This window comes from Sutterella seckii (genome assembly GCF_009183815.1).
Classification (GTDB): domain Bacteria; phylum Pseudomonadota; class Gammaproteobacteria; order Burkholderiales; family Burkholderiaceae_F; genus Sutterella; species Sutterella seckii.
In genome coordinates this window covers 1-21,047 of the sequence record NZ_WEHX01000038.1, presented here as the reverse complement: position 1 = coordinate 21,047, position 21,047 = coordinate 1, and the positions used below count along the sequence as shown (strand labels likewise).

Here is a 21,047-nt window from a genome sequence, read left to right as displayed (position 1 = left end):
TCAAAAACGAGATGCCGTATTGAGCACATCTTCGGCTACGTTGAAAGCACCATGAAGGGCTCTATTGTCCGTACCATCGGCATGACGCGCACGCACTTTATGAGCTGGCTGACGGTGTTCTGCTACAACGTCGCACGACAGGAGACTTTGCAGCGCACGATGCCCATGACGACGTAGCGGCGACACGGCTGAGGCGTCCGAGATCGCTTCACACACCCCCCTTAACAACTGCCTCTACAGAAAAGCCTCAACATCGGATCGGTGCTGAGGCTCTCGGCGTTGTTTTGGGTACTGTCGGCGAAGTGGAAAAACTGGCTTTCCGAATTTATGGAAGCCCCCATCATTATTGCCACTAGTTATAAACTAAACGTAATCTACTCTACTTCGATTTGCAAAGTCATAGATCTATCCGCGCCGCTGCCGCCTGCAGACATCATCATAGATCTCTGTTATTCGGACAGTGCACTAATTGATTTTCGTTTAGCTAAACTTAAATCTTCCGCCGCTTTCATCATAACTTGTTCCAAGTTGGTGGCCGCCGCAAAAATATACAGTGCATATTTCGATTTTTCTAAAACAAATCATTTTGGTGAAAGAACTCAGCAGATTACTTCCGTCATTCAAAAATTATGCACGCATAAAATTCAGCCGACGCAGAAGAACATTGCCATCAACACTGCAGAACCAGATAACATCCTTCCCCCTTACATACCTCATATTACAACCACAAAAGATAACCATAAATATATTTACATAAATACCGAAGGGCGCACCAATGATCGAAATATCTCTCCAGATCAGCTATCTTATTTAGCCGAACATTTATCACAGCATTATCAAAATCTGCACGCCGTCGTTTATTCTAATGATCAAGAATTAATTGAAATAATAAAAAACAATTCAAACTTATCCCAGGCCTACACTAAAAATTTCTTAGATGCCTGTATTCTGGTAGAAAATTCTCTCTTAACAATTACTCCAGATACGTCGATTGTTCATGTTTCTTCAGCCTATAACATCCCCGTAATCGCTTTATATTGCGGCAATGATCTTGAATATTTCAGAGAATATTCCACCTCTGAAATATGGGCACCCCTTTCTCAACAGCACATTTCGCTAAAACCTCCTGTTTATTGGATAAAGCAAGTTCCCATCAAAAGAATTAAACCCGTTAAAATAACAGAAGCGGTGGACATTCTCCTGAGTCAACTCATTTCAACCCCTCATTAAGCTTAGTTACCCATGTCGGATATTTTGTGCAGACTTCCCAACCATGTCGGCGACTGCTGCATGGCCCTGCCTGGCCTCAGGCTTCTGGAGGCTAGCGGCCTCACACCAGTTCTGACCGGCAAGCGCTGGGCGGAAGATCTTCTTGCAGGTACGGGCTGGCGCTTCGAACCGATTGAAGGTCATGTCACCGAAGATTTTTCACGCATTCGAAATATTGCGCGGCACTTTGGTCCGTCGCCCAAAGGATTGCTTTTCCCTAACTCTTTGAGTTCTGCACTTCTCTACGCTCTGGGCGGCATCAAAAGCGCCGGCTATCCAACCGACTGGCGCCGTCTGTTCCTCGATAAGTCCGTCCCCGAACCCGGGAAAATGCACGAGGTTGAACGGTTCTTCACTCTGGCTCACGGCGCACTCGAAGCCTGGGGCATCAAGCCCGCATGGAATAAGGTTCCGCCGTCCCTTGGTCTTACACCGCTGAAGCGCCATGAGGCCGGTGCACGCAATCTGATGCAGGAGCTCAGGATTCCTGACAACTTCGCGCTTCTAGCGCCTATTGCCCGCGGCCTCCATCACGGCAAAAAGAAGCATTGGGAACACTTCAATGCCCTTTGCGCGCCGTTGAGAGATCTTGGAATTGACCCCGTCGTCTTCCCGTCAGTGCGCGAAGCGGATCTTGCCCGTGCCGCATGTCCGGATGCCATGATCTGCCCGCCGACAACGCTCGGCACGCTTGCTGCGCTTGCCAAGCGCTCCCGCATGGTTATTGCGAACGACTCAGGTCTCAGTCATGTGGCAGCGGCTGTCGGCGCTCCCCAGATTACGCTGATCGGCGTCACGGATCCTTCCCGCACACGTCCCTGGAACCCCAGAGCAATTGTGCTCGGCAAGGAAGGCGCCTGGCCGACGCTGGATGAAGTGCTCGCAGCCGTCAAGAAGCTTGCTTCATGAGACTTCGCCCGCCCTCACCATTTCCTCTGCAAGGACTTTCGTTTTCTGCGTGATGAGAAGCCCGCCCAGCATGCGGGCTATCTCATCCACACGCGCCTGACCGAAAAGCTCCTTGAGGTAGCTTACCGTCTCAAATCCATCAGATATTTTTTCAACCTTGAGATGATGGTCGCCGCAAGCGGCAACCTGAGGGAGATGCGTCACGCAGAGCACCTGACGAGATTCCCCTAGCTTCTTCATCATTCGGCCGACCACTTCTCCGGTTGCGCCGCCGACGCCGCTGTCCACCTCGTCGAATATGAGCGTTGGAACCGTGGTATTGCGCGAGGAAAGCGTAAAGATGGCGAGTCCGATGCGTGAGAGCTCGCCGCCGGACGCTACTTTAGCGAGCGGACTCACATCCACACCCGGATGCCCGGCCATGAGGAATTCGCATTTTTCCGAACCATGCTCCGAAGGCGCACATGCCTCGAGCGCCACTTCAAAGCGGCCGCCCTTCATTGAGAGCTGCTGCATTTCCTCCGTAACGGCTCGAGAAAATTTCTCTGCGGCACTACGGCGAGCCTGGGTAAGAAGCTTCGCTTTGGCATCGTACGCCTTGCGCGCAAGCGCTTCAGCCTCGCGAAGCGCTTCCAGATTTTCTTCCCCCCTGAGCTCCTCCAGACGCTTTCTGCTCTCGGCTTCGAGCTCATAGAGCATTTCGGGCTCCGTCCGGTATTTCCGTGCGAGGTTAAAATAGCGCGACACGCGCCTGTCGACTTTTTCAAACCTTGCGCCATCAGTATCCGTACGGTCCAGGATGTTCTCAAGGTCTCCCGCCGCGTCATCAATGAGTTCTGCAGCAGTCGTCAGCGTTTCGCTGATATTTTTGAGCCGCTCGTCATATTCGGAAAGCGATTCAACCCGCATCTGAGCCTTTGTTACCAGGTCTCCCGCAGCATTTTCCCCCTGCGTCAGCCATTCAATCGACTCATTAAGTCCTTCGGTAATGGATACGGCATGCGCGAGCCGAGAATGCTCCTGATTGAGTTCTTCCCACTCGCCTTTTTTGGGCGAAAGCGCGTCCAGATCCTCAAGGAGCCAGTTGAGCTGCTCAATCCTGGCGGTACGAATATCCGCCCCTGAAGTGGCCTCTTCCAATCTGCGAGCAGCCGCGCTCCACTCAGCATGCGCATTTTTAACTTCACTGAGAATCGCCGCATCGTCGGCATATGCATCGAGAAGCTTCAGCTGGCATTGAGATTTGAGGAGGAGCTGGTGCGCATGCTGTCCCTGGATGTCGGTAAGCGTGTCGCCAAGTTCCCGGAGTTGCGAGAGCGTTACGGAAATGCCGTTAATCCATGCACGGGAACGTCCGCTCCGGTCAATGGCGCGACGCACCAACACGCTCCCGGCACCGGTCTCTAGAAGATCATTTTCCTCAAGCCAATGACGGGAGGCGTCGCCGAGGGAAAATTCCGCAATGATGTTCGCTCGCTCACATCCCTGCCGCACCAGATCAGCATCACCTCTGCCGCCTCTGATGAGCTGAATGGCATCAATCAGAATCGATTTGCCGGCACCGGTCTCGCCAGTAAGCACCGTAAAGCCTGAAGAGAGATCAAGCGAAAGCTGATCAACAATGACGAAATCCTTGAGATTGAGCGTTGTGAGCATGAATGGCCCCTCAGGCCGAAAAGAGATTACTGAGCAGGCTCCGCAGAGTCCTTTCTATGCACGCTCGCCGGAGAGAAATTCCACTTGAGCTTGCGGCGGAGCAGCTCGAAATAGTCGTAATTAAGCGGATGAAGGATTTCAATCGTGCGAGACGACTGTTCAATCCTCAGCACGTCGCCCGGGATGACGTCGCAGAATTCCTGCATATCGAAGTAGGCAACAGCATCTCTGGCGCACACAAGCTCAATTTCGATTTTGAGGTTGGCAGGAAGCACAATCGGGCGGTTCGAAAGCGTATGCGGAGCAACCGGCACCAGCTGCACGGCTTCAAGAGACGGATGAAGAATCGGGCCGCCTGCAGCAAGCGCATAAGCCGTGGAACCCGTTGAGGTTGAGCACATAATGCCGTCAGCAGACTGACTGCTCATCTGGCGCCCGTCTACATAAATGATGAAGTCCACCATGCCGCCGGCACGACCGTGGCTGAAGCCTATGTCGTTGACCGCAGAATTGCGGCAAATCTCTTTCCCATTGCGAAGAACAACACCCTCGAGGAGATGTCTGCGATCAGACGAACATTCCCCGCTGAGCATTGCCGGGAGAACTGTATCCACATCCTCGAGCACCACGTCGGTAATGAAGCCCAGACGCCCGGCATTGACACCGATAAGCGGGCATTCGCAACCCGCAATTTCTCTTGCGACACCGAGAATCGTCCCGTCGCCGCCAAGCACGACTGCCGCATCGCAAAGTTCTCCGAGCTCTCTGCGCTCATAGCCTTTGAAAGCCATGCGGCCTTCAAGGGTTTGAGCCGCACGCTCTTCAAGAAGAACTTCATACCCCTGAGAAGAGAGCACCCTGACAATATGCTCGAGGGGAACGCAGAGACTTTCCGTAGGCTTGACGAATACGCCGATCTTCTTCATGTCGTGCATCAGAGTTCACCGGAATAATTTTTAAGGAAATAGTATTTGACGTACTTGTTCATCGTATAGACGGCATTGTTGACTGAGAACATAAAGCCAACCTTGCCGTCAAGGAATCCCTTATTAAGGAAATAAATTTTGATGAACGACCAGAGCGGACGACAAACGATGTCTTTAAACACCGAAACGCTCTTCCCCTCTGACAAATACCGATCCGCAGAAAGTTCGCTGTAGGTATTGAGCTTGTTGAGATACTGCCCCCAAGTTCTATAGGGGTAGTGAATCATCCCGTCGCCCTCGATTTTTTCCTTGGGACAGGAAACTTTCACTTCTTCATGGACCTGGCCATGAACCGTAACGAGCGCTTTAGGCACAAAGCGGCAAACCCAGTCAGGGCGCATGTTTCCATGCTCAGCGCGGATATGCTTGAAGCGGTTGTGCCTCTGCACTTCATAAGCACGATCGTCGCCTTTAGATCTTTCCAGAATTTTGGCAGCCAAGTCCGGCGTAACGCGTTCATCGGCATCCATCAAAAATACCCAGCGGCAGGAAGCCTGCGCGATGGCAAAGGTCTTCTGCTGCGCCCAGTCTCCATTGAGCGCGCGATGAAAAATCCGGGCATTGTGCTTTTCTGCTATTTCTATTGTGCGATCGGTACTGCCGTCATCCACAACGATGATTTCATCAGCAAAAGTACAGGATGAAAGACACGCATCAATGTTGATTTCCTCATTGCGCGTGAGAAGCACAACCGAGATCCCGTTTTCCACAGCGCACTCCTTCCATGAAGCATGCGTTATTAAAAGAAAGGCCCCAGAGAATTGCTCCGGAGCCTTCCTCTGTCGGCGAATGAAGCGCTTTCAGCCGCTCACTTACTCTTCGTCAACGACGCCCACGGCTACTGCGTGGAAGCCTGCGTCAACGTAGACGATGTCGCCCGTAATGCCGCTCGAGAGATCCGAAAGCAGGAAGGCAGCCGTGTTGCCGACTTCCTGAATCGTCACCGTACGGCCAAGAGGCGCCGTCTTTTCCATCACATGGAGAAGCTTCGAGAACCCCTTGATGCCTGAGGCCGCAAGCGTCTTGATGGGACCGGCAGAAATGGCGTTCGCGCGGATGCCTTCGCGGCCGAGGCTGGCAGCCAGGTAGCGGGTCGAGGATTCAAGCGCCGCCTTGGCAAGGCCCATCGTGTTGTAGTTGGGAACAACGCGTTCGCCGCCAAGATAGGTGAGCGAGAGAATGGACGCCTGACGGCCCTTCATGAGGGGAAGGAAAGCCTTCGCAAGGGCGGGATAGGAATAAGCGGAGATGTCCATCGCGACACGGAAGGCTTCGCGCGAGATGCCTTCAAGGAAGTCGCCAGCAATCGCTTCACGCGGCGCAAAGCCGATCGAGTGAACGAAGCCGTCAAGGTAGCCCCACTTTTCTTCAAGCGCCTTCACAGCAGCGTCAATCTGCTCATCCTTCGACACATCGATCTGGAGAACAATGTCGCTGCCGAATTCAGCGGCAAAGTCCTGGAGACGCTCACGGAAGCGTTCGTCCGAATAGGAGAAGGCAAGTTCCGCGCCTTCACGATGGCAGGCCTGAGCGATGCCGTAGGCGATGGAACGGTTGGAAATCACGCCCGTGATCAGAATCTTCTTGCCGGTGAGGAAGCCCATGCTAGATCTCTTGGAAAAATATTGTTTAGGAAACTTTATTCCGGCAGAAAGATGCTCTGCCGGAGAATGATCAGTCTTGAAACAATCAATTTTAGGCGGACGAGGACATCATTCGCCATACTGAGCGGCAATCGATCAGGGGAGCTTCAGCTCCTGCCCGACTGACAGACGATTGCTCCGAAGGTTGTTCACGCGCCTCAATTCCGCTACAGAAGTGCTGTTTGCCGCCGCAATCGCCGAAAGCGTATCCCCTGAACGGACGATGTAGACGCGATCCGCGGATGCGTCATTCTGAGCATCCAATCGGCTGGCAGTAGCCGGAATCACCAGACGCTGACCGACGGAGAGCCGATTGGAACGCAGGCCGTTTGCGGACCGAAGCTTGGCAACGGTCGTGCCGTAGCGGCCGGCTATGCCGGAGAGCGTGTCGCCGGAGCGCACGACGTGTTCTGTCGTTTTGGGGCTCGAAGCCGTAACGGGCTTCGGCGGCTCTTTGGGTTCATCCCCTTCCGGGATCTCCAGACGTTGCCCAACCTGAAGCCTTGACGAGGAAAGACGGTTCACGCGGCGAAGCTTCGTCGCGGAGACGCCGTAGCGTCCCGCGATGGACGAAAGCGTATCTCCGGAGCGGACCGTATAAATCACGCTCGAAGGCTCAACGTTCGCTTCGCCCGTTCTCGGAATGCGCAGGCGCTGACCGGCACGAATGGTGTTCCCGGAAAGCCTGTTCCTCATTCTGAGGTCATCAACGGAAACGCCGTAGCGGCGGGCGATGTTGAAGAGTGAATCACCACTTCTCACCGCATAAATAATATGGCCGCCCGAAGCCTGACTCTTCGAAGAAGTTTTCGAGGAGGCAATAATCGGCGAGCGCGCCACATTGGGCACCGTGAGAACGAGACGCTGACCGACACGGAGACTGTCGGAGCGCAGGCGATTAGCCTGCACGATCGACTTCACCGTGATGTGCCAGCGCCGGGCAATGGTGGAGAGCGTATCGCCGCTTCTCACGCGGTAGGTCACCCGGCGCCAGGTTGTAAGCGGCGAAAGCCGCAGACGCGCATCGGCTTCCTCTGCGGAAATATCCGCCTGCTCATCGCCTTCAGCAAGGACAAGGAGCGTCGAATTTTCGAGCACCTTCCGGCCTTCCGGAATGCCGTTTACTTCCCTGAGGAAGGACTCCGTCATGCCGGAGCGTTCAGCCACTTCGGCAAGCGATTCGCCGCTCCGGAGACGATAAGTCGTCCAGTGCGAAAGAGGCTGCCCCGAATCCATCCAGCTCGCTAGGTTGTCCACGAAAAAGTCGAGACGATCGGCCGGAAGCAGCATCACGTTGTTGTGCGAGGCCACGATCACCGGGAGCTTAAAGCTTGGATTCAGCGCCCGGAAATCCGCCTCGGACATTCCGGCAAGCTCCGCCGCCGTCTTGAGATCAATATCGCGGGGTTTGGTAACGCGCACGAAGAAGGGTTCATTGCCGACATCAGGAAGTTCAATGCCGTATTTTCCCGGGTCGCTCACGATGCGCTTGATGGCTTCGAGCTTCGGCACATAGTTTGCCGTTTCCCGCGGCATTCTCAGATGCGCATAATCCGTCGCTTTCTTCTGGCGCTTCGCGCGCGAGATGGCGCGCTGCACGCTCCCTTCGCCCCAGTTGTAGGCGGCAAGCGCAAGCTGCCAGTCGTTGAAGAGCCCGTGCAGATATTCAAAGTAGTCGAGCGCCGCACGGGTGCTTTCAAGCACATCCCGGCGGTCGTCGCGCCAGAGATTCTGTTCAAGCGCGTAGTTTTTGCCCGTTGCCGGCATGAACTGCCAGAGGCCGGAGGCCTTGGCGCGCGACAGGGCTTCCGGCTGGAAGGCGCTCTCAACGAAAGGAAGGAGCGCGAGTTCTGTCGGAAGGTGCCTTGCCTCCACTTCCTCAACGATGTTGTAGAGGTACCGGCTCGCCCTCAGGGCCATGCGCCGGACGTAGTCCGGGTCCTTCGCGTAAAAGTCCGTCCAGCGGTCCACCGCAGCGGAATTAAGGTTGGGAATGGCAAAGCCCGATCGAATGCGCGCCCAGACATTCGCAGGGATGTCGGACTCGCGCGAAAGCGCCGCTTCGCTTGCGGCCTCCTCTACCTGCACCGCACCTTCCTCGGAAGGAATGGCTTCATCTGTCGTCGCAGCCGCTGTCGAAAGACTCAATGAAACGAGCGCGCCCAGAAGGGTCAATGAGCGAAGGACATGGAAACCAGAAGGCATGGCGCTGAAAAGAAAGAGAGGAAAAACAAATCGGGACAATAAGCGATTAATCTTAATGCCTGCATGGATGCGGACTTCGATTGAAGCCGCTCAGGATTCCTGGGAACCGCCCCAAATTACGCAACGAATTGTTATTCCCGCCTACTCTGATGCCCGCACTCACTTTTCAGGATTTTCTGCTTTCCGCCCCCGGCCAGCTTCTCCTTGAATGGGAGAAAGCCGCCTACAGCGAGCTGACGGCAGATGTCTTCGGCTCCTGCGCGCTTCAGGTCGGCATGCCTCAGCTCGATACGCTCGCCGCCAACCGCATGCAGGCGCACTGGCTGATTGATCCCCGGGGAGATCTTTGCGACCCGAAATTCACGCTCAACCGGATCGTTGCGGATCCTGCGCAGCTGCCGATTCAGAGCGAATCCATGGATCTGGTGACGCTTCCCCATACGCTCGATCTCGCCAAAAATCCTCAGCAGGTTCTTCGCGAGGCAGTGCGGGTCCTTGAGCCGGAAGGCAGGCTCATCCTGACGGCCTTCAATTCGCTCGGCCTCTGGTGGCTGCGGCAGCAGACCGTGAAGCTCGGCTGCAGGCCATATCTTCCGACGGAGCTTGTGCCGATATCGCTCTATCGCCTCAAGGACTGGCTTACGCTCCTGGGTCTTGAGGTCGACCGCGGAATTTTCGGCATCTATGCGCCAGGCTTTCGAAGTCTGAAGAGACTTCATGCCTGGTCATGGCTCAACAAGGCGGGGGACCGCTGGATGCCGCAGTTTTCCAACCTTTTCCTCCTTTCTGCCGTAAAGCGCCTTCCCGGCCCCCGCATCGTCAGCTGCGAATCAATGCAGAAGCTCCCGGCTAAAATTCCTGCCCCCGGAGTGCCTGCGGCATCTTCAACAACCCACTCCACGCTTCTTGGGAAAAAACTCTGATGGCTGATTCCTCGCCTAAAGTTCTCGAAATCTGGACCGACGGCGCCTGCAAGGGCAATCCCGGCGTCGGCGGCTGGGGCGCATTTCTCGTCTGGGGAGAGCATCGCCTCGAACTTTACGACGGCTCAAAGCTCACCACGAACAACCAGATGGAGCTCACAGCCGTTATTTCAGCGCTCTCTGCCGTGAAGCGCCCCTGCCCGATCATCATCCACACCGACAGCAGCTACGTGAAGGACGGCATCACAACGTGGATTCACAACTGGAAGCGGCGCGGCTGGAAAAAGGGGAGCAAAGGCGAAATCAAGAATATCGAGCTCTGGCAGGAGCTCGATCGACTCGCCTCGCAGCACCAGATTGAATGGCGATGGGTCAAGGGCCACGCCGGCAACCCGGGCAATGAAAAAGCCGATCAGCTGGCGAATTTAGGCGTTGAAGCCGCGCTCGGCAGAAGACCGGCCAAGCGTTCCTGACGCCCGGAGAAGTACCGCAAACACGGTATGCTTCAGAACTTTTCCTTGCAAACTACCGTTCTTCAGGTAATATTTCGCTTCTCGCAAATGCGCGGTTAGCTCAGGGGTAGAGCACTGCCTTCACACGGCAGGGGTCACTGGTTCAATCCCAGTACCGCGTACCAGAATTCTTCAGAAGGCCTGTTTCCGCTTGGGGACGGGCCTTTTGTTTTGCCCGGATGCAGACATGACGAAGGAGCGCTCGCGCGCTCCTTCCATGGGATTTCTGAGCTTCAGGCGAAACGCAGGAACTCAGACTTCTTCCTTGCGCTTGCGTTCCTTCTCGCGGCAGTCGTGGCAGACGCCGTAGAGAACGAGCGAGTGATCGGTCATTTCATACCCAAGGCGGGACGAGACCTGCCGCTGCGCCTTCTCGATTTCAGGGTCCACGAACTCCTCGACCTTGCCGCAGCGCACGCAGACGATATGATCGTGGTGACGGCCTTCCTGGAGCTCATAAATGGCTCTGCCCTCGTCGAAATCGTGGCGAACGAGAATGCCGGCGTTTTCAAACTGCGTGAGCACGCGGTAAACCGTCGCCAGCCCGATATCGCTGTTTTCGTTCAGGAGAAGCTTGTAGACTTCTTCGGCAGAAAGATGGCGCTTGCCGGCTTCCTGCGACTCAGAAAGCTTCTGAAATAAATCTAGAATTTTGAGGCGAGGCACCGTAACCTTGAGACCCATGGTCTTCAAGTCGGCGGACTGCTGCATCTGTGTTGCTTCCTTCACGGCAAAGCTACCCTGTCTGAGTTCTTTGAGTTCTTTATCATACGGGGTCAGGGCTCATTTGAGAACCCGGCCTGAAATTCTTATTTTATTCGGTTTATGTTCAAGCGACATCTCCTCATTTTATGCACCACGCTTGCGGGCGCCGTCGGCCTTACGGGCTGCAGCACGGTCACCGACACGGTCTCGAGTGCCTGGGAAAGCGCGACTGACTTCGTGCCTTACTTCCTGAAACCTTACCGTGCTGACGTCCACCAGGGCAATCTGGTCACGAGTGAAATGGCGCTTCAGCTCGAAAAGGGCATGACGGACGCGCAGGTGCAGTTCCTGCTCGGCGTTCCGCTGGTGCAGGACCAGTTCCACCAGGGCCGCTGGGACTATGTCTACTACCTGCGCCGCGGCGACGGCGAGGAGCAGATCCGGCGTCTGAGCGTCTACTTCAACGCGGACCGCCGCGTCGACCACTGGACGTCCGACCCGATGCCCGACGAACAGCAGGCGGACCAGCTGATTCTCGGAACCATCCGCTCCTTCGAGCCGCGTCCCCCGAAGACCATCATTCCGCCCGCGCAACCCAATTCTTCTCCTTCGACAACAGATGCCAATGAAACAGGAACTCGAGAGGCTCAGAGCCCTGATAACGCAGCTCATCAACCGGCTGCAGAGTGAGCGCGACGCGCGCATTCAGCTCGCCAATCAGCTCGAAGCGCGCGATGCGGAACTGAAGCACAGCCGCGAGCAGATTCATGAAATGAAGCGCAAGCTTGACGCGTTTCTGTCGCAGCTTCGCGACGGCGGCAATGCCTGAGGCTCGGGGGGAGTCATTCAACATGTCTGAAGTCACCGTCACCATTTTTGATCGCGACTACCGCCTTGCCGTCTCGAGCGGCGAGGAGGAGCTCCTCAAGGACTGCGCCCGCCAGGTGGACGAGCAGATGCAGACCGTCCGCGCGGCGGGCCGCGTCATTGCGAACGACCAGATTGCCGTGCTTACGGCGCTCGAATTCGCCTATGAATCGAAGAAGCGGGAAGAAGAGGCCAAGGACGGGAATGCGGGAGCCTCGCCTGCTCAGGCTCCCGACGCCGCGCAGCCGGCTCCGGCAGCGCAACCCGCTCAAGCCGCGGATGACGCTGAGGCGCTTAAGGAAATTCGCGCGCTTTGCCGGCTCTGCGAGGATGCGCTCTACCGCGACGTCAAGATAGGCACCATCGGCTCGCTTTTCTGACGAGGAGATTCCGAATCAGTTTTGCCATTTCGCATCAGGACGGTTCTTTACGTTTTCGCCCCTTTACAGACGATGCGAAGCAGGTACAATGATTTCAAGCCTGCAGCGGCAAAGCATCAGGGCTCCAAGGTACCTAGAACCAATGCCATGCGCAATAGGTTGGCCTACTCGAGAGCCGATAGAGTGCCGGTCACGCCGTGTCCAGCCCGTTCCGCTCCGGAGCCGACCGCCCTGAACTCTCGGTTCAGGATACGTAGCCCCGCCCCGCAGCAGGCATCCTTTTTCGAGAAAGGGCAGTCTTTTCAGAGGTTGCCCTTTCTGCTTTCCCAAGAGCAGAAAATGGCCGCAAAAGAGAACGTTGAAGCGCTCATCAGGCAGGCCGAAAACTTCTGGCTCATGAAGAGCGAGCCCGGCGAATGCTCCATCGACGATGCGCTTGCCGCACCTGACCATAAGGTTTCATGGTTCGGCGTCAGAAACTATCAGGCAAGAAACTTCATGCGCGACGCCATGAAGCCCGGCGACGCCGTACTCTTTTACCACTCGAGCTGTCCCAATCCCGGGATCGCCGGCATTGCCCGGATCGCCTCCGGCCCCTACCCGGACGCCTGTCAATTCGATGAATCAAGCGAGTACTTTGATCCCAAAAGTACGTCTGCTTCCCCCAGGTGGGTAGCCGTGGATGTGGAAGGACTCGTTAAGATTCCTGTTATCCCGATTGCTGAACTGCGCACGCACCCGGAACTCTCCGAAATGGTGATATTGAGGCGCGGCAACCGGCTCTCGATCACCCCGGTGACGAAACGAGAGTTCTGCTTCATCGCCGAAAACCTTGCGTCCCTTTAAAAACTACAACGCACTGACGCTTCTAGACCTTTACCCTCGAAGGATCCTCCCATGTCCATCCAGATCATTCTTGCCTTAGCCGCCCTCGGCTGCTGCACGGGCTTTCTCGCCGGCCTTCTCGGCATCGGCGGAGGCATGGTTCTGACGCCGTTCCTCACGCTGCTCCTTGCCTATGCGGGCATCCCCATTGAACACATCGTTCACGTGGCCATCGCCACCTCAATGGGCACGATTCTCTTCACGTCGCTTTCATCCGTGCGCGCGCACGCGAAGCGCGGCGCCGTTCTCTGGAACGTCGTCTTCGCAATGGCCCCCGGCATCCTGGTGGGCGGGCTCCTGGGCGCCCAGATTTCAGGCGCGCTCCCGACCTTCTGGGTCGCGATGATTTTTGCGGTCTTCGTCTACTTCTCCGCCGCGAAGATGTTCCTCAATACCAAGCCCACGCCCTCGCGTCATCTTCCGGGGACTGCCGGCATGTTCGGCGCCGGCACCGTAATCGGCGTGATCTCTGCGCTCGTGGGTGCGGGCGGCGGCTTCATTTCCGTCCCCTTCATGACGTGGTGCAACGTCAAGATGCATAACGCCGTGGGCACTTCCGCCGCCTTCGGCTTCCCGATCGCATTTGCCGGCACCATCGGCTACATCATCAGCGGCTGGGGTCTGACGGGGCTTCCCGGCTGGCCCTACACGCTCGGCTACATTCATCTCCCGGCGCTCATCTGCGTCGCTGCAACGAGCATTTTCTTCGCGCCCCTCGGCGCCAAGGTCGCGCATGCGACCGACACGAAGCCTCTGAAGCGCATCTTTGCCTGCATGCTCTTCGTGCTCGCCTCCTACATGCTCTGGAAGGCCATCAGCTCGCTCTGATTGAGCTTCCCTACAGGTCGAAAAAAGGGTGCTCCGCTTGGGCGGAAGCACCCTTTTTTCATTGATCGCGGAACTTTTGTCAGGACACAGACTTGCTTCTGCGGCCCGCCCAAACCCACACGGCAATGCCGCAGAGGAGAAGCGGGAGCGTGAGCCACTGACCCCGAGAGAGGCCGAGCGCCTGAAGGCCAAGGAATGCATCGGGTTCGCGGAAAAATTCGCACGCGAATCGCGCAACGCTGTAGCCGATCGCAAAGAGTGCGCCGGTCCGGGCAAGCGGCCGGGGCTTTCTGGAATAAATCCAGAGCAAAAGGAAAAGCGCAAGACCTTCGAGGCCGGCTTCATAGAGCTGCGACGGATGGCGCGGAATGCCGCCGTCCTGCGCCTGCGGGAAGATCATGGCCCAGGGGAGATCCGGAGCAGCCGGCCGTCCCCAGAGCTCGCCGTTGATGAAGTTTCCGATGCGACCGAAAAAGAGCCCGATCGGCACGAGCGGTGCGACAAAGTCCGCCACGCGCCAGAAGCCCATGCCGCGCACGCGCCCGTAAATTCCCATCACGATGAGGACGCCGATCAGGCCGCCGTGCGCGCTCATGCCGCCCTGCCACATCTTGACGACGTCAAAGGGATGCGAGAGGTAGTAGTCCGGCTGATAAAAAAGACAGTAGCCCAGCCGGCCTCCCAGAACCACGCCGAATACGCCCCAGAAGAGGAGGTTCTCAACGTCGTCGCGCGTAATGCCTCGCCAGGGGACATCCGCCCGGCGTCGGCCCAGAAGCCAGAAGGCAAGGAACCCGAGGAGATACATCAGCCCGTACCAATGCACGGCAAGCGGGCCGACGGAAATCGCGATGGGGTCGAACTGCGGATGAATCAGCATCTGAAAAAACTCTCTGGAGAGCAGTTGAGGCGGAGAGCGTCATTCTAAAGACCTGACCGCCTCGTTCTGCAAGCGTCTCTCCGGCTTCTCTCGTGTGATACTGTTCACTCCGTTAAGCCCCGGGCTTTTACTTGTTTACGAAGATGCAGATCACTCCGCTTTCCCCGCGCGCCGCTTCTGAGGCGCTTGACAAACTTCGTCGGCTTCGCCCGCTCGTTCACTGCCTCACGAACGACGTCGTGCAGGAAATCACGGCGAACGTTCTTCTTGCCGCCGGCGCCTCGCCGGCGATGGTCGTGGCCGAGGAAGAAGCGCCCTATTTCGCCGGCATCGCCGGAGCGCTCCTCGTCAATGTCGGCACCCCCGTGCCCGAACGGCTGAGAAGCATGCAGCTCTCCGCCCAAGCAGCGCGGGAAAAGCACGTGCCCTGGGTGCTCGATCCTGTTGCCGCAGGCGTCATCCCATGGCGCGACAGTGAGATCCGCAAGCTGATTGCCCTTCACCCCACGGTGATCCGCGGGAATGCGAGCGAAATTCTTGCCCTTGCGGGAGCCGGCAAAGGGGGCAAAGGGGTCGACAGTACGGACTCGAGCGCAAGCGCCGTCAATGCCGCGGTGGAGCTCGCCCGAAGCACGGGGTCCGTCGTCTGCGTCACGGGCGAAACCGACTACGCAACAGACGGCGAACGCGTTCTTTCCGTCTCAGGCGGAAACGTCATGACCACGCTCGTCGTCGGCACCGGCTGCTCGCTTTCGGCGCTCACGGCTGCCTTCTGCGCCGCCGAAAAGGATCCCGTCACGGCTGCGGTTTCCGCCTGCGCGCTTGCAAAGCGCGCCGCCTTCATCGCCGGGAAGAATGCAAAGGGACCGGGGAGCTTCCACGACGAATACCTCGATGCTCTATACAGCATTCAGCCTCAGGACTTTCTCGGAGAATCGCTCTGATGCCGCGCTTTGATCTGAGCCTCTACCTTGTTCTCGACCCTGACCAAAGCGAACGTTCGGGCGGCCTGATGGAAACCGCGCGCGCAGCGATTTCGGGCGGCGTCACGATAGTGCAGCTTCGCGCGCCCCAATGGAAAAAACGCCGCATGACGGAAGCCGCGCGCGCGCTGAGAACGCTTCTTGCGCCCAGGGGCATCCCGCTCATCATTGACGACCATGCGGACGTCATGCTGGCTTCCGGAGCCGAAGGCCTTCACGTGGGGCAGGATGATCTCTCGGCCGAAGATGCGAGACGCCTCATCGGTCCCGAAAAAATCCTCGGTTTTTCTGCCGGGAATCTCAAGGAGCTTCGCGGCACGGCCCCCGAACTCGTTGACTACTACGGCGTCGGACCGGTCTTTGCCACCCGGTCAAAAGCAGACGCAGGAGCCGCCATCGGCATCGCCGGGCTTCATGAGGTTGTCGCTCATGCTCAGCATCCCTGCGTTGCAATCGGGGGCATCACGAAGGAAAACGCCCCGGAAGTCGGCGCGGCGGGCGCTGACGGCATTGCCGTCATTTCCGCCATCTGCGGCCAGCCCGATGTCGAGCTTGCCGCCCGGAATCTCCTTCAGGCTTTCCGCAGCGGAATCCGGCATTGAAAGCGCTTTTCTCTCCTTCAGGGCGAACCGCTCTCGCCGTCCTCGCCCTGATTCTTCTCGTCGCGCTCCTTTATCTTGCAACCGGGGACTTTAAGCGCGGCCTTCAGCTCACCGTCTTCATCCTTCCCTTTATCGGCATCAGACTTGCCGCGCTGGGGAGCCCTCTGGAGAAGCCGGCGCTCCTCATTGCCTCCCTAGGCATCGTTCTTGCCTCAGCAGATGCAGGCGTTCGCCTTTTTCTGAGGCGTGTCTATACGGCCGAGCCGATGTCGACCTTCGTTCTCGAAGCCGTCGCCAACACCAGTTTTCAGGAAGCCCTCGAATTCGCCAAAACGCTCTGGAGCGAAATCCTTCTCTGGGGAGGTCTTGCAGCCTGCGTCTGCGCGCTCGGTGTTTTTCTGCTTCTTTGCTGCCGTACCGGTGAACCGTTGGCGCGGCGCTCGCTTCGGATCGGCTGGCGCATTCTGCTTCTCCTTCTGACGGCTGCTGCCATTCTGAGTTTTGCCAAGTCTTCCTGGCGATCCCACTATCCCCTCTGGTTCTGGCCCCATTGGCAGGAGGCAGTCAGCACGCTTCAGAGCGAATGGATGAACGCAAAAAGAGAAAGAACGAAAGAGCTTTCGCTTGCAGAGGGACTCATCACGCGCGCTGAGACCGCTCCGCGCACGCTGGTGCTCGTCATCGGCGAAAGCACGACGCGCACCAACTGGAGCCTTTACGGCTACGCACGCAGCACCACGCCGAAGCTCAAAGCCTTTGCGCATTCCGATCGTCGTCTTCAAGTCTTTTCAGGTGCCTGGTCCGTTGATGCCGCGACGGTCGGGGCTTTCCACTCCATGTTCACCTTCCCGCTCGAAGAAAGCGGCATTGCGTTAAGAGAATCCGGCGTACTCAGAGACGGGATGGACTCCGGCAATCTTTTTGCCTTCTTCCATGCTGCCGGCTGGAGAATTCACTGGATCAGTAATCAGGATGACATCGCAATCAACACCCGGTATGCAGGATGGGCGGATAAGCCTGTCTTTTTAAACCGCATGAGCGGGCGCACGAGCGTTTCGCTCGACGGAAGCGTCCTCGCGCCCTTTGCCGCCGCGCTCCAGGATCCCGCCCCGAAAAAACTCATCGTCGTCCACTTGATCGGCGCTCATCCGCACTATGCCTTGCGCTACCCTGCAGCCTTTGCTCCCGACTGGGGCGACGACCAGATTTCAAAGCACCTTAAAACGCTCGGACGCTATCCCTGGGTCATCATTTCCCGAAATCAATACGATGCCGCCATGCGCTACCAGGACGAGGTGCTTTACCAGCTTCTGACAACCACCCGGGAGAACGCTCTTCTCACCGGCACCCCGACCGACTGGCTCTTTCTTTCCGACCATGGACAGGAAACCGGGGACTTCATCAACCGCGCCGGTCATTCGACCCAGACGCCCTCCGGCTTTCGCATTCCGCTTCTTTTCTGGTCGTCGGATGACGCACCGCACATGGCATCGAATCGTCCCTTCCGCGCGGATGGTCTGAGTCCGCTCCTCCTTTCTCTCGCCGGCATTCACTGGCTACGGGAAAATCCAGCAGAAAACTTTGCTTCGAGGGATTACCGCTGGCATCGTCCTGCAATCTCTGCTCATGACCCGGAACTGCCTCCCTCGGAAAAGTAGCGACTCGCCTATACAATCGAACGACAGTCCTATTTATCCCGGGTCCACTGCAATGTCCGAGTCGTCCGCTTCATCCGTCAGGATTCTCCGCCTTACCCCTGAGGATGCCGAAACCATTCTTTTTGCCCGGGCGCTCGAATCGACTTCCAGGGACAAATGGTTTGACGAGAAGCTGAGAGCGCTCTCGCGCGACGCACGCTCTGTTGCGGGCGACGAAGCGCCTGCGGAGGCTTTTCTTCTCACGCGCGCGAGGCTTCTCATTTCCCGCGCGAGGAATGAAGACCCCGGGATTGAAGTGCCGCGTCTCCCTTCGGCTCCCGCGCTTGCGCTCAAAGGCCCTGCAAGCATCGTCATCTTCCTCGGCTTCTTCACCGGCGCTGTCGCCGACCAGCTCACAAGCTCGGGGGCGACCCTCAATCTGCTCTCGCCCCCGTACCTTGGCATTCTTCTCTGGAACGCTGTCGTCATGCTGATCGCGCTCGTCTCATTCTTCCGAGCCGGGAGCATGGATTCGGGACTCTCCTTCGCAGCGGCGAGGAGCCTCTCCGCATTGCCTCGGTTCCGAATCCGGACGAAGCCCTATGCGAGCGAATTTTTGAAATGCTGGATGCTGCTCAAGGTCCCGGAACTTGCCTGGCGCTTCCGGGCCGTGCTCCACCTTGCGGCGCTCGTCTTCGGAGTGGGGCTCGCTGTCAGCCTCCTCGTGCGCGGCATCGGCACCGCCTATAGCGCTGGCTGGGAAAGCACATGGTTCGCCGACCGCCCGGACATCATCGCGACTATTCTGAATGTCCTTTATGGATGGCTTCCATCGTTCCTCCCCGGAATCTCAGCGCTTCCCGGAGAAGAGGCTCTGAGCGCCATGAATCTGACTGCCGGAGGCGGTGCTCCGGGTGCGGATTGGCTCGCCCGCATGATCTGGAGCCTCTTCATTCTCATCATTCTTCCCCGTGCGGTTTTTGCCGCAGCCTGTCTCTGGCGGGCGGGAAAGGAAGAGAAACATCTTCGGGTCCCGTTTGACGGCGCTGAACTCAAACGCCTTCAGGAGGAAGGGAAGACGCGAGCAATCAAAACCTTTATCGTCGCCGACGCTGCCGACAGGACGCTTCCAGCCATAGACGAACCTTTCCGCAAACTGGTCGTCAATCCTTGGGAAGCACCGGACTTCTCTGCGCTTTCCGATGCAGACATTTCCTCCGGGGACCGGGTGCTGCTCGTACTTGACCCGGCTGCAACCCCCGAAAGCGAGGTTCACGGGGCATTAATCCAGGCGCTCACGCTCCGAACGCCCGATGTGGAGCTCTGCCTCGACTTCTCTCAGCTCTCCGCACGCTTTTCTGATACTCCCGAAAGATTGCAGTCCCGCCGGGCGCTCTGGGAGCACTTTGCGTCCGAAATGGGGGTGCCGCTTCGCATTACCGGGCTCGCCCCGGCGGCGTAAAGCAGCGGGATAATGAAAGATTGAGAACAGCGTTCCTTCTTTTGACACGACATGTCTTTTTCTCCGGATCCTCTGCGCATTCATCTGAGCCTGGTGAGCCATACCAACATCGGCAAGACAACGCTCGCTCGCACGCTGCTGATGCGCGACGTTGGCGAAGTGGCAGACCGGGCGCACGTGACGGAATCCACGTCCGACTACGTCCTTGCACGAGGCCCGGACGGGAGCGAACTGATTCTCTGGGATACGCCGGGGTTCGGGAACTCCGTGGCCCTCGCACGCCGTCTTGAAGGACGCAGCAACCCTATCGGCTGGCTCCTCTCCGAAGTCTGGGACCGCTTTGCCAACAAATCCTTCTGGTTGGATCAGAAAGCAGTTCGCCATATCCGGGATATCTCAAGCGTCGTTCTCTATCTCGTCAATATCGCCGAACTTCCCGACCGCGCTCCCTACATCGCGGCCGAAATGAAGATCCTCTCCTGGATCGGGAAGCCTGTCATCGTGCTCCTCAACCAGATGGGAAAGCCCCGGGAGCCTGAAGCCGAAAAAGCCGAACTCAACATCTGGAAAAAAGCACTCTCTGACTATCCCTTCGTCAAAACCGTTCTGCCTATGGACGCTTTTGCACGCTGCTGGATTCAGGAAGAGATGCTCTTCAATGCCATCGGCGACGCGCTCCCTCAGGATCAGCGTTCTGCCTACAGAACGCTTCAGTCCGTCTGGAGACGAAGCCGTCAGGCCGCGTACGCGAGTTCCGTCGACGCCATGGCGCGTCACATCTGGCATGCCCTTGCGGCGCATATGCCGCTTGAAACGCCGAGCCTCAGAGAACGCGCCATTACGATGGGACAGCGCTTCGGCTTCTTCAAGGACGAACATAATGCCGTAGCCGATGCTCAGGCGGCCCTTGCCTCGCAGGCGGCTGACAGCTTCTGCTCGCTCACGGCGAGGCTCATTGAAATCAACGGGCTTCACGGCTCAGGCGTCTCAAAGGAAATCTTCAGACGCATGAAGACAGACTGGGACCTCGCGGTTTATTCCATGGACCCCCAGAGCGCAGCCGCCATCGGCACAGGCATTGGAGCGGCATCCGCCGCTGCCGCTGGTCTGGCGGTAGACCTGTCATCCGCAGGCCTGACCCTCGGACTCGGAACGCTTGTGGGCGGTCTCATCGGCGCAGTGAGCGGCATCGGCGCAGCGCATGCCTACAATCTGACGCGCCAGAAGGCCGGTGCGGATCTCACCTGGAGCAGTCAGGCCGTCAACGGCTTTCTCCTTGAAACCATCCTGCTTTACCTGGCGGTAGCGCATTTCGGCCGCGGACGCGGCGACTGGGAGGAAAGTGAATCTCCCGAATTCTGGAAAAAAGCGGTAAGCGACACGATCGCTCAGGAAAAAATACCGCTTGCGGATATTCGCAAAAATTCGCCTGATATTGGCGTCAGCGAACTCACGAAGAAAATAGACAGCACCTTAAAAAGCGTATTCGAAAAACTTTATCCGCCGGAATAAATAAAACTGTCGCGCTTTTCCTCTCATCACGATTAAAAATTAAAACTAACCCTTATATTCATAAATGAAGGCTGGGTGCAACAATAAGAAGATTCTTCTTATTGAGGGGGCTTCCATAAATTCGGAAAGCCAGTTTTTCCACTTCGCCGACAGTACCCAAAACAACGCCGAGAGCCTCAGCACCGATCCGATGTTGAGGCTTT

21 protein-coding genes and 1 tRNA gene are annotated in these 21,047 nt (G+C 57.3%); 15 read left to right on the top strand and 7 right to left on the bottom strand.

Annotated elements, in window-relative coordinates:
• Nucleotides 1-327 precede the first annotated feature (327 nt).
• Entirely contained in the window at nucleotides 328-1,230 is a 903-nt protein-coding gene (locus GBM95_RS06840) for a glycosyltransferase family 9 protein (protein WP_152158424.1), read from the top strand.
• Between the two features lie 12 nt (nucleotides 1,231-1,242).
• Nucleotides 1,243-2,178, top strand: a complete 936-nt coding sequence (locus GBM95_RS06835; protein WP_152158423.1) for a glycosyltransferase family 9 protein — start codon at nucleotides 1,243-1,245, stop codon at nucleotides 2,176-2,178.
• Here the strand turns inward: GBM95_RS06835 and recN are convergent.
• From recN to GBM95_RS06810, 5 genes are all read right to left on the bottom strand, one after another.
• Complete coding sequence (recN, locus tag GBM95_RS06830) at nucleotides 2,173-3,834, bottom strand: DNA repair protein RecN (protein ID WP_152158422.1); 1,662 nt, start codon at nucleotides 3,832-3,834, stop codon at nucleotides 2,173-2,175. The genes GBM95_RS06835 and recN overlap by 6 nt on opposite strands.
• A 26-nt stretch (nucleotides 3,835-3,860) precedes the next feature.
• Nucleotides 3,861-4,769, bottom strand: coding sequence for an NAD(+)/NADH kinase (locus GBM95_RS06825; protein WP_226963207.1), 909 nt, complete (start codon nucleotides 4,767-4,769; stop codon nucleotides 3,861-3,863).
• Entirely contained in the window at nucleotides 4,769-5,530 is a 762-nt protein-coding gene (locus GBM95_RS06820; protein ID WP_152158421.1) for a glycosyltransferase family 2 protein, read from the bottom strand. The genes GBM95_RS06825 and GBM95_RS06820 overlap by 1 nt, the downstream gene beginning before the upstream one ends.
• Nucleotides 5,531-5,632: 102 nt before the next feature.
• Nucleotides 5,633-6,424, bottom strand: a complete 792-nt coding sequence (gene fabI / locus GBM95_RS06815; protein ID WP_152158420.1) for an enoyl-ACP reductase FabI — start codon at nucleotides 6,422-6,424, stop codon at nucleotides 5,633-5,635.
• 135 nt (nucleotides 6,425-6,559) lie between these two features.
• A complete protein-coding gene (locus tag GBM95_RS06810; protein WP_226963206.1) occupies nucleotides 6,560-8,611 on the bottom strand; it encodes a LysM peptidoglycan-binding domain-containing protein in 2,052 nt (683 codons plus the stop codon).
• A 206-nt stretch (nucleotides 8,612-8,817) separates the two neighbouring features.
• On the opposite strand from GBM95_RS06810, the gene GBM95_RS06805 reads away from it, so the two are divergent.
• The 3 genes from GBM95_RS06805 (at nucleotide 8,818) to GBM95_RS06795 (ending at nucleotide 10,228) form a co-directional block, all read left to right on the top strand.
• Nucleotides 8,818-9,591, top strand: coding sequence for a class I SAM-dependent methyltransferase (locus GBM95_RS06805; protein WP_152158418.1), 774 nt, complete (start codon nucleotides 8,818-8,820; stop codon nucleotides 9,589-9,591).
• Complete coding sequence (gene rnhA, locus GBM95_RS06800; protein ID WP_152158417.1) at nucleotides 9,591-10,064, top strand: ribonuclease HI; 474 nt, start codon at nucleotides 9,591-9,593, stop codon at nucleotides 10,062-10,064. The genes GBM95_RS06805 and rnhA overlap by 1 nt, the downstream gene beginning before the upstream one ends.
• Nucleotides 10,065-10,153: 89 nt before the next feature.
• A tRNA-Val gene (locus GBM95_RS06795) sits at nucleotides 10,154-10,228 on the top strand.
• A 127-nt stretch (nucleotides 10,229-10,355) separates the two neighbouring features.
• Here GBM95_RS06795 and fur read toward each other — a convergent pair.
• On the bottom strand, nucleotides 10,356-10,814 hold the full coding sequence (gene fur / locus GBM95_RS06790) for a ferric iron uptake transcriptional regulator (protein ID WP_174857863.1): 459 nt from the start codon (nucleotides 10,812-10,814) through the stop codon (nucleotides 10,356-10,358).
• A gap of 114 nt (nucleotides 10,815-10,928) precedes the next feature.
• Here fur and GBM95_RS06785 point away from each other — a divergent pair, with 114 nt between their 5' ends.
• From GBM95_RS06785 to GBM95_RS06765, 5 genes are all read left to right on the top strand, one after another.
• On the top strand, nucleotides 10,929-11,498 hold the full coding sequence (locus GBM95_RS06785; protein ID WP_152158416.1) for an outer membrane protein assembly factor BamE: 570 nt from the start codon (nucleotides 10,929-10,931) through the stop codon (nucleotides 11,496-11,498).
• Nucleotides 11,434-11,637, top strand: coding sequence for a hypothetical protein (locus tag GBM95_RS06780; RefSeq protein WP_226960224.1), 204 nt, complete (start codon nucleotides 11,434-11,436; stop codon nucleotides 11,635-11,637). Before GBM95_RS06785 ends, GBM95_RS06780 begins: the two co-directional genes overlap by 65 nt.
• A 22-nt stretch (nucleotides 11,638-11,659) precedes the next feature.
• Complete coding sequence (locus GBM95_RS06775; protein ID WP_152158415.1) at nucleotides 11,660-12,055, top strand: cell division protein ZapA; 396 nt, start codon at nucleotides 11,660-11,662, stop codon at nucleotides 12,053-12,055.
• A 339-nt stretch (nucleotides 12,056-12,394) separates the two neighbouring features.
• Nucleotides 12,395-12,901: an EVE domain-containing protein gene (locus tag GBM95_RS06770; protein WP_226963204.1), complete on the top strand. Its 507-nt coding sequence runs from the start codon at nucleotides 12,395-12,397 to the stop codon at nucleotides 12,899-12,901.
• A 51-nt stretch (nucleotides 12,902-12,952) separates the two neighbouring features.
• Nucleotides 12,953-13,768 carry a sulfite exporter TauE/SafE family protein gene (locus tag GBM95_RS06765; protein WP_152158414.1) on the top strand — a complete coding sequence of 272 codons (816 nt, stop codon included), beginning with the start codon at nucleotides 12,953-12,955 and terminating at the stop codon, nucleotides 13,766-13,768.
• Between the two features lie 79 nt (nucleotides 13,769-13,847).
• Here the strand turns inward: GBM95_RS06765 and lgt are convergent, their stop codons facing one another.
• Nucleotides 13,848-14,648 carry a prolipoprotein diacylglyceryl transferase gene (lgt, locus tag GBM95_RS06760; RefSeq protein WP_152158413.1) on the bottom strand — a complete coding sequence of 267 codons (801 nt, stop codon included), beginning with the start codon at nucleotides 14,646-14,648 and terminating at the stop codon, nucleotides 13,848-13,850.
• A 143-nt stretch (nucleotides 14,649-14,791) separates the two neighbouring features.
• Here lgt and thiM point away from each other — a divergent pair, with 143 nt between their 5' ends.
• The 5 genes from thiM to GBM95_RS06735 are packed head-to-tail and all read left to right on the top strand — an operon-like array spanning nucleotide 14,792 to nucleotide 20,844.
• On the top strand, nucleotides 14,792-15,592 hold the full coding sequence (gene thiM, locus GBM95_RS06755; RefSeq protein ID WP_152158412.1) for a hydroxyethylthiazole kinase: 801 nt from the start codon (nucleotides 14,792-14,794) through the stop codon (nucleotides 15,590-15,592).
• Nucleotides 15,592-16,233, top strand: coding sequence for a thiamine phosphate synthase (thiE, locus tag GBM95_RS06750; protein ID WP_152158411.1), 642 nt, complete (start codon nucleotides 15,592-15,594; stop codon nucleotides 16,231-16,233). Before thiM ends, thiE begins: the two co-directional genes overlap by 1 nt.
• Nucleotides 16,230-17,891 carry a phosphoethanolamine transferase gene (locus GBM95_RS06745; protein WP_152158410.1) on the top strand — a complete coding sequence of 554 codons (1,662 nt, stop codon included), beginning with the start codon at nucleotides 16,230-16,232 and terminating at the stop codon, nucleotides 17,889-17,891. Before thiE ends, GBM95_RS06745 begins: the two co-directional genes overlap by 4 nt.
• Nucleotides 17,892-17,943: 52 nt before the next feature.
• On the top strand, nucleotides 17,944-19,332 hold the full coding sequence (locus GBM95_RS06740) for a DUF2868 domain-containing protein (RefSeq protein WP_152158409.1): 1,389 nt from the start codon (nucleotides 17,944-17,946) through the stop codon (nucleotides 19,330-19,332).
• A gap of 51 nt (nucleotides 19,333-19,383) precedes the next feature.
• Nucleotides 19,384-20,844, top strand: a complete 1,461-nt coding sequence (locus tag GBM95_RS06735; RefSeq protein ID WP_152158408.1) for a DUF3482 domain-containing protein — start codon at nucleotides 19,384-19,386, stop codon at nucleotides 20,842-20,844.
• Nucleotides 20,845-21,047 lie beyond the last annotated feature (203 nt).